Source organism: Hydrogenophaga intermedia, assembly GCF_000723405.1.
GTDB classification, from domain to species: domain Bacteria; phylum Pseudomonadota; class Gammaproteobacteria; order Burkholderiales; family Burkholderiaceae_C; genus Hydrogenophaga; species Hydrogenophaga intermedia.
Map to the genome: position 1 here is coordinate 1 of NZ_CCAE010000031.1, position 12,534 is coordinate 12,534.

At 69.6% G+C, this 12,534-nt stretch carries 8 protein-coding genes and 1 riboswitch; of the genes, 2 read left to right on the plus strand and 6 right to left on the minus strand.

Annotated elements, in window-relative coordinates:
* Positions 1–140: 140 nt before the first annotated feature.
* The 4 genes from BN948_RS25750 to BN948_RS16480 form a co-directional block, all read right to left on the minus strand.
* A complete protein-coding gene (locus BN948_RS25750; RefSeq protein ID WP_138820297.1) occupies positions 141–707 on the minus strand; it encodes a GspH/FimT family pseudopilin in 567 nt (188 codons plus the stop codon).
* A 156-nt stretch (positions 708–863) separates the two neighbouring features.
* On the minus strand, positions 864–1,313 hold the full coding sequence (gene nrdR, locus BN948_RS16470; RefSeq protein ID WP_009520105.1) for a transcriptional regulator NrdR: 450 nt from the start codon (positions 1,311–1,313) through the stop codon (positions 864–866).
* A gap of 16 nt (positions 1,314–1,329) precedes the next feature.
* Positions 1,330–2,574 (minus strand): serine hydroxymethyltransferase, encoded by a 1,245-nt coding sequence (gene glyA / locus BN948_RS16475; RefSeq protein WP_009520106.1) that lies wholly within the window; start codon positions 2,572–2,574, stop codon positions 1,330–1,332.
* Between the two features lie 46 nt (positions 2,575–2,620).
* Positions 2,621–2,782, minus strand: a riboswitch (ZMP/ZTP riboswitch).
* A 56-nt stretch (positions 2,783–2,838) separates the two neighbouring features.
* Complete coding sequence (locus BN948_RS16480) at positions 2,839–3,720, minus strand: lytic transglycosylase domain-containing protein (RefSeq protein ID WP_009520107.1); 882 nt, start codon at positions 3,718–3,720, stop codon at positions 2,839–2,841.
* 675 nt (positions 3,721–4,395) lie between these two features.
* On the opposite strand from BN948_RS16480, the gene BN948_RS16485 reads away from it, so the two are divergent.
* Positions 4,396–8,055: a DUF748 domain-containing protein gene (locus BN948_RS16485; protein ID WP_081921982.1), complete on the plus strand. Its 3,660-nt coding sequence runs from the start codon at positions 4,396–4,398 to the stop codon at positions 8,053–8,055.
* Positions 8,056–8,147: 92 nt separating this feature from the next.
* Positions 8,148–10,808, plus strand: a complete 2,661-nt coding sequence (locus BN948_RS16490) for a DUF349 domain-containing protein (RefSeq protein WP_009520109.1) — start codon at positions 8,148–8,150, stop codon at positions 10,806–10,808.
* Here BN948_RS16490 and BN948_RS16495 read toward each other — a convergent pair.
* The gene (locus BN948_RS16495; protein WP_009520110.1) at positions 10,786–11,634 is read right to left on the minus strand and encodes a M90 family metallopeptidase; all 849 of its coding nucleotides are present in this window, start codon (positions 11,632–11,634) and stop codon (positions 10,786–10,788) included. The two genes, BN948_RS16490 and BN948_RS16495, sit on opposite strands and share 23 nt — an antisense overlap.
* The gene (locus BN948_RS16500; RefSeq protein ID WP_009520111.1) at positions 11,631–12,431 is read right to left on the minus strand and encodes a UDP-2,3-diacylglucosamine diphosphatase; all 801 of its coding nucleotides are present in this window, start codon (positions 12,429–12,431) and stop codon (positions 11,631–11,633) included. Before BN948_RS16500 ends, BN948_RS16495 begins: the two co-directional genes overlap by 4 nt.
* Positions 12,432–12,534 lie beyond the last annotated feature (103 nt).

Genomic DNA, 12,534 nt, shown 5'->3' on the forward strand with positions numbered 1-12,534 from the left:
GCCGCCGTCCCCGCCGCGTAGAACCATCTTCAACACGCCGTCATCAACGGCGCAAGGTGGGTTCGCGGAACGTTTACCAACTAACATGGTGATGAGCACCTCGAGCAGCGAAGCACCCTTCTGCCGGGCGAGTGCGCGCGTCATGGAATGGCTGGGATGTTGCATGCACCAGGACTCGACAGGTTGATGCGCGCCGTGCGGTTGAGCGCCACTTCGCGCGAAAGGGCCCCCAGGTCGGCGTCGGTAGGGCAAACGCGTAGCGTATTGCCCGCAAAGTTAGGCGCCGGCTGGCCGTTGGGCAAGAATGTGATCGAGCGGTTGGCCAGTGCATTGTTGGCGAATTCGCTGCGCACGCGCGCTCGCGGCAGCACGTCTTGCAAGATGTCTGGGTTGGCGTCAGTGGGCAAACCCACAATTACCATCCACCCGGCTTCCAGGGCGCTGTCGGTGCAATTGGCACCGTCGTTGCTGGGGCAGATCGACACGCGGGTGTTGCGCCGCACCGCTTCAGTGCGCGCCAAATACAGGGAGACTGTGTAGTCGTTTACCAGTGCTCGCACTGCGTTGCGGACCTGCATGGTGCGCCAACTCGGCACGGCGATCATGGTGATCACCGCGACCATCATGATGACCACCATGAGTTCAATCAGCGTGAAGCCTTGTTCACGCCGGGACCCTGGGTGCTGGATGGTGAGCGAATGTTTCACGCTCGGATTGTCAGCGGGCAGCTTCAGGGCACCTAGGAGAGGCGCCGAAGTGCCAACTCAGCGAGACGAACGGTTGCGATACATGCCTTGTATGGCGATACATCGTATGTACTATTTTTTATTGTGTGTGCGCTCGTACAGCAATCGATGTGCTCGTCATCGCTTCACCTCATCCACCAACGCCCTGAACTCGTCAATGTCCTCAAAACTCCGGTACACGCTCGCAAACCGGATGTAGGCCACCTTGTCGAGCTTTTTCAGCTCCCGCATCACCATCTCCCCGATGCGGTTGGCCGGGATCTCGCGCACGCCCAGGTTGAGCAGCTTTTCCTCGATGCGCTCGATGGCCGCATCGACCTGCTCGGTGCTCACCGGGCGCTTGCGCAAGGCCAGCGCGAAAGACGCCCGCAGTTTGTCGGGTGCGAACTCCACGCGGCGGCCGTCCTTCTTGACCACCATCGGGAAGCTGACGTCGGGCCGCTCGTAGGTGGTGAAGCGCTTCTCGCAGTGGCCGCAGCGGCGGCGGCGGCGGATGAAGCCGGCGTCTTCCGAGACCCGCGTCTCGACGACCTGGGTCTCGAGATGGCCGCAGAAGGGGCACCGCATCGCCGCCGCTCCTGGCTCAGCGGTAGACCGGGAAGCGCGCGGTCAGGGCGTTGACCTTCTCGCGCACCGCAGCGATGTTGGCCGGGTCGCGCGGGTTGTCCAGCACGTCGGCCACCAGGTTGGCGGTCAGGCGCGCTTCCTCGTCCTTGAAGCCGCGCGTGGTCATGGCCGGGGTACCGATGCGCACACCGCTGGTCACCATCGGCTTCTCCGGGTCGTTGGGGATGGCGTTCTTGTTGATGGTCATGTGCGCCTCGCCCAGCACAGCCTCGGCTTCCTTGCCGGTGATGCCCTTGGCGCGCAGGTCCACCAGCATCACGTGGCTTTCGGTGCGTCCGCTGACGATGCGCAGGCCGCGCTGGGTGAGCGTCTCCGCCACGATCTGGGCGTTCTTGGCCACCTGTTGCTGATAGACCTTGAACTCGGGCGAGAGCGCTTCCTTGAAGGCCACCGCCTTGGCCGCGATGACGTGCATCAGCGGGCCACCCTGCAGGCCGGGGAAGATGGCGCTGTTGATGGCCTTCTCATGCTCGGCCTTCATGAGGATGAAGCCGCCGCGCGGGCCGCGCAGGCTCTTGTGGGTGGTGGAGGTGACCACGTCGGCGTGCGGCACGGGGTTGGGGTACACCCCCGCAGCGATGAGGCCGGCGTAGTGCGCCATGTCCACCATGAAGATGGCGCCCACGTCTTTCGCCACCTTGGCGAAGCGCGCGAAGTCGATGCGCAGGCTGTAGGCCGAGGCGCCCGCGATGATGAGCTTGGGCTTGGTCTCGTGAGCCTTGCGCTCCATGGCGTCGTAGTCGAGCTCTTCCTGGGCGTTGAGGCCGTAGGACACGACGTTGAACCACTTGCCGCTCATGTTGAGCGCCATGCCGTGGGTGAGGTGACCCCCTTCGGCCAGGCTCATGCCCATGATAGTGTCACCCGGCTTGAGGAAGGCGAGGAAGACAGCCTCGTTGGCGGACGCGCCGCAATGCGGTTGCACGTTGGCGGCGTCGGCGCCGAAGAGCTGCTTGATGCGGTCGATGGCGAGCTGCTCGGCCACGTCGACGAATTCACAGCCGCCGTAGTAGCGCTTGCCGGGGTAACCCTCGGCGTACTTGTTGGTGAGCTGGGTGCCCTGCGCGGCCATCACGGCCGGGCTGGCGTAGTTCTCGCTCGCAATGAGCTCGATGTGGCGTTCCTGGCGGGCGTTTTCGGCCTGGATGGCGGCAAACAGCTCGGGATCGGTCTGTTCGATGAGGATTCGGCGGTCGTACATGGCAGTCCTGAATGACGAGGAACCTTGCGCTGGAATGGCGTCCGGCAAGGGCTGCCCAGGCGAACGGCTGAACGCCCGGCCTGACGGCACGGGCGGTGCGCTTCCCAGTGGTTGTCCCGGCAGCCGCCCGGAAAGGGCAGTCGGGTGTCCACGTCAACGGCCGATTCCTTGATCGGATGGCCGCCTATCGCCAGTTGCGCACCACGTTAGTTTAGCCGAGCGGTGGCCGCCGGACCCTCGCTCGACGTGGTGCGCCGCAGACCGTCAGGACGGGATGGCCGTGACCGGCGGCGTCGTGGCGTTGGGCCGGACTTCGGCCTCGACCTCGCTACCCGGTGCCGGTGCGTTGACCGGAATGGCGCGCACAGGCGGCGGCGTGTCGAAGTGCTTGAGCGGCTTGCCCTGGGCGACGCGCTGGATGCGCAGGTGCTCGGCCATCACGCGGTTGATGTACCAGCTGCCGTCGGTGGTGACGGCGCCCACGTACAGCCGCAGGCCGCCTTCGAGCGAGCCGGAGCGCTTGACGGCGTCTTCCAGCACGCGCGCGCCCACCCGCAGGTTCGACAGCGGGTCGAAAGCCGCGAGCTCGCCGCCGAAGTCCTCGTACTTGTCGGTGTGCACGCGGGTCAGCACCTGCATCAGACCCTGGGCGCCCACGGGGCTCTGCGCGAACGGGTTGAAACGCGATTCGATGGCCATCACGGCCAGCAGCAGGGTCGGATCCAGGCGGGTGCGCTCGCCGATCTGGTAGGCCTCGGCCACCAGGGCGCCCACGGGCTCGGGCGCCACGCGGTACTTGCGGCTGAGCCACTGCGTCACTTTGGCCTGTTGGTCGGTCAGGTCGCGCAGGTTGGCCACGGTCACGCGGTCGATCGCCGTGGGTTCCACGTCGACCTCGCGTTCGACCAGTTGCTGCGCCTCTTGGCGCTGCAGCAGCCAGCTCAGCAGGCGCTCTTCGCCGCTGGCGCGCAGGTCGGCGCGCATTCCGAAGACGAGCAGCACCACCGCAGCAACAGTACCCAGCAAGGCCAGGCTGTTCTGCGTGGTGTGGATGAAGCCGCGGTACACGTCGTTCGCGGCGTTGTTCAGGGACGATGCCAGGGCACTGGTCGTGCTCTTCTGCGGCGTCGGCGAGATGGTCCTCATGGATCGCTCCTTGCTGGTCGTCCGCGCCGTTCGTGGATCGGCTGGGACGCTCGTTGGGGTTGCTCTCGATGGCAGCGCGGAGCGCTTTGAGCCTTGAGTGAGCCCGGGTGGGCAGCGTCGGGTTTACCCTCGCGTGGGCAAAAGTGGGCGGATGGTAGGGAGACGTTAATAGCCAGTCAATGGTTTTGAACGCTGTTTGCAGAATAATTAGTAATATAAAACTGTAAGCAGACGTGTCGGATTTGGCGGTGCCGCTGCGCAAGCCAATGGCCACGCGGGTTTGCGCGCGGCGGCCACTGGCTTGCCGTTGGTCGGCTTCCCACTGCCTTTCATGGTGCAAAACAGGGTTTTGACGCCCAGGAATGGGGTGATGCGCCGCGATTGAAAAGTTCCATGGTGGAGCGACGCCTGTGCCTTGATTCCGTCGGTGGTGCGGCGTAGTCTTCACAGGTCGGTCGCAGACCGGCATCAGCCGACTCGGTGGCGATCCATCGAACGGCTTCCCTTGGGAGCAATCTCTTGCTCCCTGGCTGGCGGGACATCACCCTCCCACCACCCACCCGACGGCAAGTGCTTCATTGCCCGCCGTCAACCCCGGCAGGTGTTTCCTGTCGGGGTTTCTTGTTTCTGGGGCCTGTCATGCGATGCGGGCGCGGCTTGCGCGACACTGCGCGCATGGCCGACATCGCAACGGACACCCCGCCTTCTGCTCCCTCACGTACTTTGCGTTCCCGCCTAGGGCGGTGGTTGGCCTGGGCGCTGTCAGGCCTGCTGCTGCTCTGGGGGCTGGCCTGGCTGGGCGTGCCGCCCCTGTTGAAATGGCAGTTGGAGAAGCAAGGGAGTGAGCGTCTGGGCCGCGCGGTGACGGTGGAGCAGGTCAGGCTGCGGCCCTGGTCACTGGAGTTATGGGTCGACGGGCTCCGCGTCGCCGACGCCGCCGGGAACGGCCCACTGCTGTCCGTGCGGCAGCTCTATATGGATGCGGAGCTGCAATCCCTCCTGCGGCTGGCGCCAGTGATCGACGCGCTGCGCATCGACACGCCGCAGCTCGCGCTGCGCTACCGGGGCGATGGTCGCTGGGACGTCGACGACCTTCTGGCCCGCCTGGCGCCCGCCGAGGCGCCAGCCCCGGCCGGGCCGGGCGACGGCCCCGCGCGCTTCGCCATATTCAATATAGAGCTCGTGGACGGGCAGGCCAGCGTGGTGGATGAGCCGGTGGGCGTCACTCATCGGCTCGACGCCCTGCAATTGACGGTGCCTTTCCTGAGCAGCCTCGGCTCGCGCCGGGAGGTCGTTACCGAGCCTCGGCTGGCCTTCACGCTCAACGGCAGCGCCTTTGACAGCCAAGCCGCCACCACCCCCTTCGCCGAGGATCGCCAGACACGCGCGCGCCTGCAGATTCCCACGCTGGACCTGAAACCCTACCTGCCGTACTGGCCGAAGGCCTTGCCGGTGCGGCTGGCCACGGGCGCCCTGCACCTCGATCTGACGCTGGACTTCGAGCAGCATGCCGAGCCGACCCTGGTGGTGTCGGGCGACGCGGGCGTGTCGAACCTGCGGCTGGACGAAGCCGATGGGCCGCCCCTGCTGCGATCACCTCGCCTGGACGTTGCGCTGCAGCGCGTGGAGCCGCTGCGGCGGCGCGTGGCTCTGGGCGCGGTGCGCTGGCAGGGGCCCGAGCTGGACCTGCGGCGCGACGCGCAGGGGCTGATCAACCTCCAGCGGCTGCTGGCGAACGTACAAGCCGCGCCCGCCGGCCCCGACAAGACCCCACCGGCAGCGCCGTCGGCCCCGCAGGCGGCCTGGCAGGTGGCCATGCAAGGTTTCGAGTTGAGCGATGCCGTGGTGCGCTGGCGCGACGAGTCGGTCAAGCCCCGGGTCGAGCAGGATTTGCGCGTCGACTCCCTCACGGTGGCGCCGATCGCCTGGCCGGTCACCGATCCGGCGCGCATCCAACTCGCCGCCGCAGTGGGCGAGGCCTCGCTCAAGGCCGAGGGCGAGTTCGCGGGCGAGCGCGCCCAACTGCGCGCGACGCTCGACGCCCTGGGGTTGCAGCTGGCCGCGCCTTACCTGGCGGCGGTGCTCGAACCCGAACTGAATGGCACGGCGCGCGCCGCGCTGGTGCTGGATTGGGCCCGCGGCGCCCAAGGCGAAGCCGACCGGCTCAGTCTGCAGGCGACGGAATTGGTGGTGGACAAGCTGCGCCTGGGCCCGGCGAAGCGCCCACTGGCCCGGCTGGACCGTCTGCGCCTGGCCGACGTGAACGTGGACCTGGCGCAGCGTCGGGCCGAGGTGGGGCAGGTGGCACTGGACAACCCCCAGCTCGACGCGCACCGCGATGCGCAGGGCCGGTGGATGGTGCAGCGCTGGTTGAAAACGCCAGCGGCCGAACCGCCGCCCGACCCCGAGGCAGCGCCCTGGGCCTGGCGTGTTGCCGATCTGCGCCTGCAAGGCGGCCGGGTGGGCTTCATTGACGAAGCGGGCGTGCGCCCGGTGCGGCTCAACCTCGACCGTTTCGATGTGCGCCTTCAGGACCTGCAGGCGCCAGGCGCGCGCGCGCCCGAGATGCCGCTGAGCCTGAAGCTGCGCGTGGCCGACGGCGAGACCCCGGTCACCGGCACCGTGTTCGCCGACGGGCGCCTGCGCCTGCCGGGCGCCGCGGGCGCCGGTCCGGACCTGCGCTGGCGCAGCCGCGTGCGGGTGGAGCGCTTCCCCGTGCACGCGCTCGAACCCTATTTGGCCGACCGCCTCAACCTGGAGCTGTTGCGCGCCGACACCAGCGTGCGCGGCGACATCGACCTGAGCCTGCCTGCCAGCGGCCCGCGCGTGGAGGCCGCCGTGGACGTGGCGGTGGAGGACTTCCGCGCCAACACGCTGGCGCCCGGCGAGGAACTGCTGCAGTGGGAATCCCTGCAGGTGCGCGGCCTGCGGGTGCGCAGCGCGCCGAATCAGGCGCTGTCGGTGAACGTGGCCGAAACGGTGCTGAGCGACTACTACGCGCGCATCGCCATCGATGAAAACGGGCGCTTCAACCTGCAGGACCTGATCAAACCCGCGCCAGGCGAGTCCGCCGAGGCCAGTGCCGCGCCCGCCAACACCGCCGCCAGCGCGCCGTCATCCGGCCCCGCGCCCGACATCCGCGTCGGCCCCATCAGCCTCGTCAACGGCCGCGTGCTGTTCTCCGACCGTTTCGTGCGCCCCAACTACAGCGCCAACCTCAGCGAGGTCACGGGCTCACTCAGTGCCTTCTCCAGCACGCCGGCCGCGCCCGGCCAGCCGCCCGAGATGGCCACGCTCTCGCTCAAGGGCCGCGCCGAGGGCACGGCCACGCTGGACATCAATGGCCAGCTCAACCCGCTGGCCAAGCCGCTGGCGCTGGACATCAAGGGCGTGGTGCGCGACCTGGAATTGCCGCCGCTGTCTCCCTACAGCGTGAAGTACGCGGGCTACGGCATCGAACGCGGCAAGCTCAGCGTGGACGTGGCCTACCGCGTGGAGCCCAACGGCCAGCTCACGGCCAGCAACCAGATCGTCCTCAACCAGCTCGCCTTCGGCGAGCGCGTGCCCGACAGCCCGGCCAACTTGCCGGTCAAGCTCGCCGTGGCCCTGCTGGCCGACCGCTCGGGCGTGATCGACATCAACCTGCCCATCAGCGGCTCGCTCAACGATCCGCAGTTCCGCCTGGGCCCGGTGATCGTGCGCGTCATCGTCAACCTCATCGGCAAGGCCATCACCGCGCCGTTCTCGCTCATCGCCAGCGCCTTCTCCGGCGGTGGTGCCGACGCCGCCAGCCAGGTGGACTTCACGCCCGGCCGCGCCGACCTGGCCGATGCGCAGCGGACGAAACTGGAATCGCTGGTCAAGGCGCTGGAGAACCGGCCGGCGTTGCGCGTGACGATCGTGGGCCACAGCGACCTGGAAGCCGAACGCGCCGGCTGGCAGCGCGCGCGCCTGGACGCGCTGCTGCAGGCCGAGAAACGCCGCCGCCTGGCGCGCGCCGGTGGCGAAGTCCCTCCCCAGGTGAGCGTGAGCGCGCAGGAGCGGCCCGAGCTGCTGCGCGAGGTCTACCGCCGCGCCGACATCCCCAAGCCGCGCAACTTCGTCGGTCTGGCCAAGGACATCCCGCAGGAGGAAATGGAGTCGCTGCTGCTGGCCGCCCAGACGCCCACGGCGGACACCATGCGCGATCTGGCCGTGGCGCGCGCCATGGCGGTGAAGGACTTCCTGGCGAGCCAGCGCCTGCCCGAGGACCGCCTGTTCCTCGGCGCGCCCAAGACCGCGGCCAGCGGCGGGCAGTGGCAACCGCAGGCGGAACTGCAACTCGCGCCGCGATAAGGCGCTCCGTTACTCCGGCACGCATTCCCGCGCGGCTGCGGCGACAATACGCGTTTGTCGCGCGCCGCCGAGCGCGCCCGCTGCCCAACCACATGTCGCTGTTTTCTCCGCGCCAGACGCCTGCCCCTCAGCCCGCCGTGAACACCCCATCCAACCCCAAATCCGCCAACGCCCACCCCCTGGACGCGCTCACCGGCGGCGTCTTCTCGGCCGCCACCGCGAGCGAGCGAGCCACGCGCGTGCGCGATTGGCTCGCCACAGATCCCTCGGCCGAACACATGAATGAGGTGTTCAAGGAGTTGAGCCAGCGCGACCGCGGCGCGGCCAAGCCACTGAAGGAGAAACTCGACGAACTCAAGCGCCAGAAGTCGCAGGAACAGGCGGGCGCCGAGTGGGCGGCCAAGGCCGAGGGCCTGCTCGCCGCCTCGCGCCTGAACCTGGCCGACGCGCTGGCCTGGCAGCGCGACGCCGCTCGCGCGGGCGCGCCGCTGTCGCGAGAACCGCTGGCCACGCTGCGCCAGCAACTGGCCGAGCGCATCAAGTCCATCGAAGACCTGCAACACGCGGTGCAGGTCGAGCGTGAGGCGGCGGTGCTCATCGCCCAGCGCATCGAGGTGCTCTCCACCAAGCCCTGGCGTGACGCCCGGCAGGCCGCCGACGCGCTGCGCGCCGACGTGGCGCAGTGGCAGCAACAGATCGGCGGCCTCACGCAGGACGCGCAGTGGGCCAGCGTCGAGGCCAAGTTCCCGCCCATGCTCGAGGCCTCGCGCCAGCAATTGCAACTGGTGTGGGACGCCTTCGACGCCGCCCTGGCCCAGGCTGTGGCGGCCGACTCCGACACCAGCGCGCCGCTGCCGGCCGTGCCTGTGTGGGCCGACGAGCTGCGCGCCGCGCGTGGGGTACCCCCCGCCGAGCAGCAGGCCGCCAATGAACAGGCGCAACAGGCCCAACAGGCGCGCCGCGAGCGCGCGGGCGCCGACGTCGAGAAGGCCGTGGCAGCTTTGGAGGCCGAGGTGGCCCAGGGCCACGGCAAGGCCACGCCCAAGGCAGCGGCCGATCTGCGCCAATTGCTCAAGCAGCATGGCCGCCTCATCGGCCAGGCGCTGGAAGCGCGCGCCCACGCCGTGCTCTCGCAGGCGGGTGAACTCGAAGGCTGGCAGCGCTGGCGCGCCGATCAGCTGCGTGAGGAGCTCGTGAGCAAGGCCGAGGCGCTCACGCAGGCGCCCGAAGGCCAGCGGCCCTCCGGGCGCAAGCTGCAGGAGGCCATCCGCCAGTTGCGCGAACAGTGGAAAACCACCGATCAGGGCGGCGCGCCCAACCACGCCCTGTGGAAGCGCTTCGACGAGGCCTGCACCGAGGCGCACAAGGGCGTGGAGGCATGGCTCGCGCAAGTGCGCCAGCAGAGCGAGGCCACACGCGCCCAGCGCCAGGTCATCATCGACGAGCTCAAGGCCTGGACCGAGGCGCACGCCCAGAGCAGTGATTGGAAGGCGCAACTGCGCGAACTGCACGCCTTCTCCGAGCGCTGGCGGCAAGCCGGCCACCTGAGCGAGAAGGCCTTCGCCGAAGTGCAGCCGATCTGGAAAGACGCGATGCACCAGGCGCACGCGCGCCTGGAGGCCGCGCAGGCCGAGAGCGTGGCGCGCCGCAAGGCGCTGATCGACGAGGCGGGCGCGCTGTCGCAGGCGCAGCCGCTGCGCATCGACGCCGTCAAGGCGTTGCAGCAGCGCTGGCAGGCGGAGGCGCACGCCGTGCCGCTCGATCGCAAGCAGGAACAGAAGCTGTGGGAGGCTTTCCGCTCACCCATCGACGCCGCGTTCGAACGCAAGACGAGCGAGCGCCAGCAGCAGGCCGGCGCAATCAGCGCGGTCGATCAGCGCGTGCTGGACGCGTCGCGCGAACTCGAGGCAGCCACGCAGTCGGGTGATGCGCAGCGCATCCGCGCGGCCATGGCGGCGCTGGAAGCGGCGGGGCGCGCGGCACCGCCCGCCGCCGCACCGGCTGCCGCCGCGTCGGACGGCTCGGCAGCAGCCGAGGGCGCACCGACCGCGGCCGAAGGCGCCGACACCACGCCGGCCAAGTCCGCCCCCGAGGCCGCGCCGCGCAAGCTTGTCGCCATGCGCGGCGACGACCGCCCTGGCGCGAAGAAGAGCGAACCCGCGTCCCGCGACGTCCGGCGCGATGGCCGACCCGGCCGTCCCGATGCCCGGGGCGGTCGTGATGGCCGCGATTTCAGAGACGGTCGCGACAGCCGGGATCGCCGTGATTTCCGCGATGACCGCGAACCGCGCGGCCTGCGCCTGGGCGACACCGCATTCCGTGCACAGCGCCAGGCCATGGAGGCGGCGCAGTCCAGCCTGCGCCGCTTGGCCGAGCAGGCCCATGGCGAGGTGCTCACGCAGGTGCTCGACGCCTGGCAGGCGCGCGACGCGGAGCAACTGCCCGCCGCTCAGGCCCTGGGTGGGCGCGTGGCGCCCGCTCAGCGCGCGGCCTGGGCCGCGGCCTTGGGGCAACCTGCGGGCAACCCGTCCGCCGAAGCTCTGCTGCGCCTGGAGATCGCCGCCGAGGCGCCCACGCCGGCCGAACACCTGAGCGAGCGCCGCTTGCTGCAACTGCAGTTGCTCACACGCCGCAACGCGCCGTCGCCGGCCGAGACCTGGGCGCAGGACGTGGCCCAGGTGCTCGCGGGCGCGCACGACGAGAAGTCGGCGCGGCGCCTGCAGGCCACGCTCAAGACGCTGCTGAAGCGTTGAAGAAGCCGTCGTAGAGCGTGAGCAGGGCGGGGAACCCCCGCCCGAAGCGCTCGCGGCTCACGAAGTAGGCCTCGCAGGTCACCGCGAAGAACTCCGCCGGGTCCTTGGCCGCGTAGTCGTCCAGCCAGGGTGGCTCGCCGCCGAAGCGTTCGGCCAGGGCCACGGCCTCGCGAAATCCTTCGTAGGCGTCTTTCATCACGCGTTGCCAGTGCGCTCGCGCTGCCCGCGTATCGCGGGTGTTCAGGAAGCCATCGGGCAGGGTGGGCGCGCCCTGGGGGTGCTCGCCCACCTGCAACTCTCGCATGTCCATCTTGTGCACGAATTCGTGGATGACCACGTTGTGGCCGATCGCGGCGCGTTCGCCCGCGCTGGCCACATCTTCCCAGCTCAGCATCAGCGGCCCGCCGTCCATGGCCTCGCCGGCCAGGGCCTCGGTGTACTCATGCACCACGCCCGCGTGATCGCGTACCTCGCGGCGCGCGAGCACCGCGCCCGGTTGCAGCACGATGCCGACGAAATCGTCGTACCAGTCGAGCAGATCGGGTGGGTGCCGCACGGGGCGGCCATCCGGCCCGTGCAGGTGCAGCAGCGGCCGGCAGGCCTGGGCTGCAATGGACAGGGCCATGGCGTCGGTGACCACCAGGCCGTTGGCGCCGCTGAATTCCTTCTCGGCCAGGAAGTGCTGGCAGAGCACGCGCAAGCGGGTGAGTTCGGCGCCATCCAGCGCTGCGAGGAAGGGCAGGGCCGCGAGCGTGTCACGCCACAGGCCGTCCGGCACGGGGGCGGGCCGGCGCCAGCGGCGCCGAAGGGAGGCGAACCAGCTCATGTAAGAGGTACCCGTCGCGCGCTGCCATCGGCGCTGAGGCGCAGCGCCTCGGCGCGCGCTGGTCGGGCGTTCGCGTCCCAGTCGCTGAGCACGATGCGCTGGCGCCTCTGGCCCAGGTCGTGCTCGCCGGGGCGGTGGGTGTGCCCGTGAATGAGCGTGGCCGCGTCGGCGCGCGCGAGCCAATCGCTGGCGGCCGGGCCATCGATGTCGGCCCACAGGCTGGGGTCAGGGCCCAGCGTGCGCTTGCGCGCCTCGCTGCGCGCGCGCAGGTCGCGTGCGATGGCCTGGCGCTCGGCCAGTGGACGCGAGAGGAAGTCGCGTTGCCAGTCGGTGCCGCGTACCTGGGCGCGGAAGGCCTGGTAGTCGGTGTCGGCCAGGCACAGCGCGTCGCCGTGGCTTAGCAGCCAACGCCGGCCAGCGAACACCAGCACGGTCGGGTCGTGCAGGCCGGTCATGCCGCAGGCGGCCAGGCCGGCGGGGCCCAGCAGGAAATCGCGGTTGCCGGCGATGAAGAAGGTGGGCACCCGCTGCGCGAAGGCGTTCAGCGCCTGCGCGCAGCCACGCCAGAAGCGGCGATCGTCGTCACTGTCCTCATCGGGGGCGAGCAGGTCGTCGCCGACCCAGACCTCGAACAGGTCGCCCAGGATGATGAGTGCATCGGGGCGCGGCGCGCGCGCCAGGTAAGCGAGCCACGCGCCATGCGTGGCGGCGTCGCCCGCGTGCAGGTGCAGGTCAGAGATCAGCTCGACCGTGCGCCACGGCGCGGGCGCCACCAGCTCGGGGAAGCGCTCGGCCATGTCCTTGTCAGTTGCCGTGACCCCCGCCAGAGACACCGCGGAACTGGCTTTGCCAGGCCGCAGGTGTCGCCCCCTTGAGGGGGTCGCGCGAAGCGCGGCAGGG

Bases quoted from the DNA above. Each gene is read 5' to 3' on its own strand.
- BN948_RS16485 (WP_081921982.1), top strand. From the start codon at position 4,396: ATGGCCGACATCGCAACGGACACCCCGCCTTCTGCTCCCTCACGTACT.
- glyA (WP_009520106.1), bottom strand. From the start codon at position 2,574: ATGTACGACCGCCGAATCCTCATCGAACAGACCGATCCCGAGCTGTTT.
- BN948_RS16490 (WP_009520109.1), top strand. From the start codon at position 8,148: ATGTCGCTGTTTTCTCCGCGCCAGACGCCTGCCCCTCAGCCCGCCGTG.
- BN948_RS16500 (WP_009520111.1), bottom strand. From the start codon at position 12,431: ATGGCCGAGCGCTTCCCCGAGCTGGTGGCGCCCGCGCCGTGGCGCACG.
- BN948_RS16495 (WP_009520110.1), bottom strand. From the start codon at position 11,634: ATGAGCTGGTTCGCCTCCCTTCGGCGCCGCTGGCGCCGGCCCGCCCCC.
- nrdR (WP_009520105.1), bottom strand. From the start codon at position 1,313: ATGCGGTGCCCCTTCTGCGGCCATCTCGAGACCCAGGTCGTCGAGACG.
- BN948_RS16480 (WP_009520107.1), bottom strand. From the start codon at position 3,720: ATGAGGACCATCTCGCCGACGCCGCAGAAGAGCACGACCAGTGCCCTG.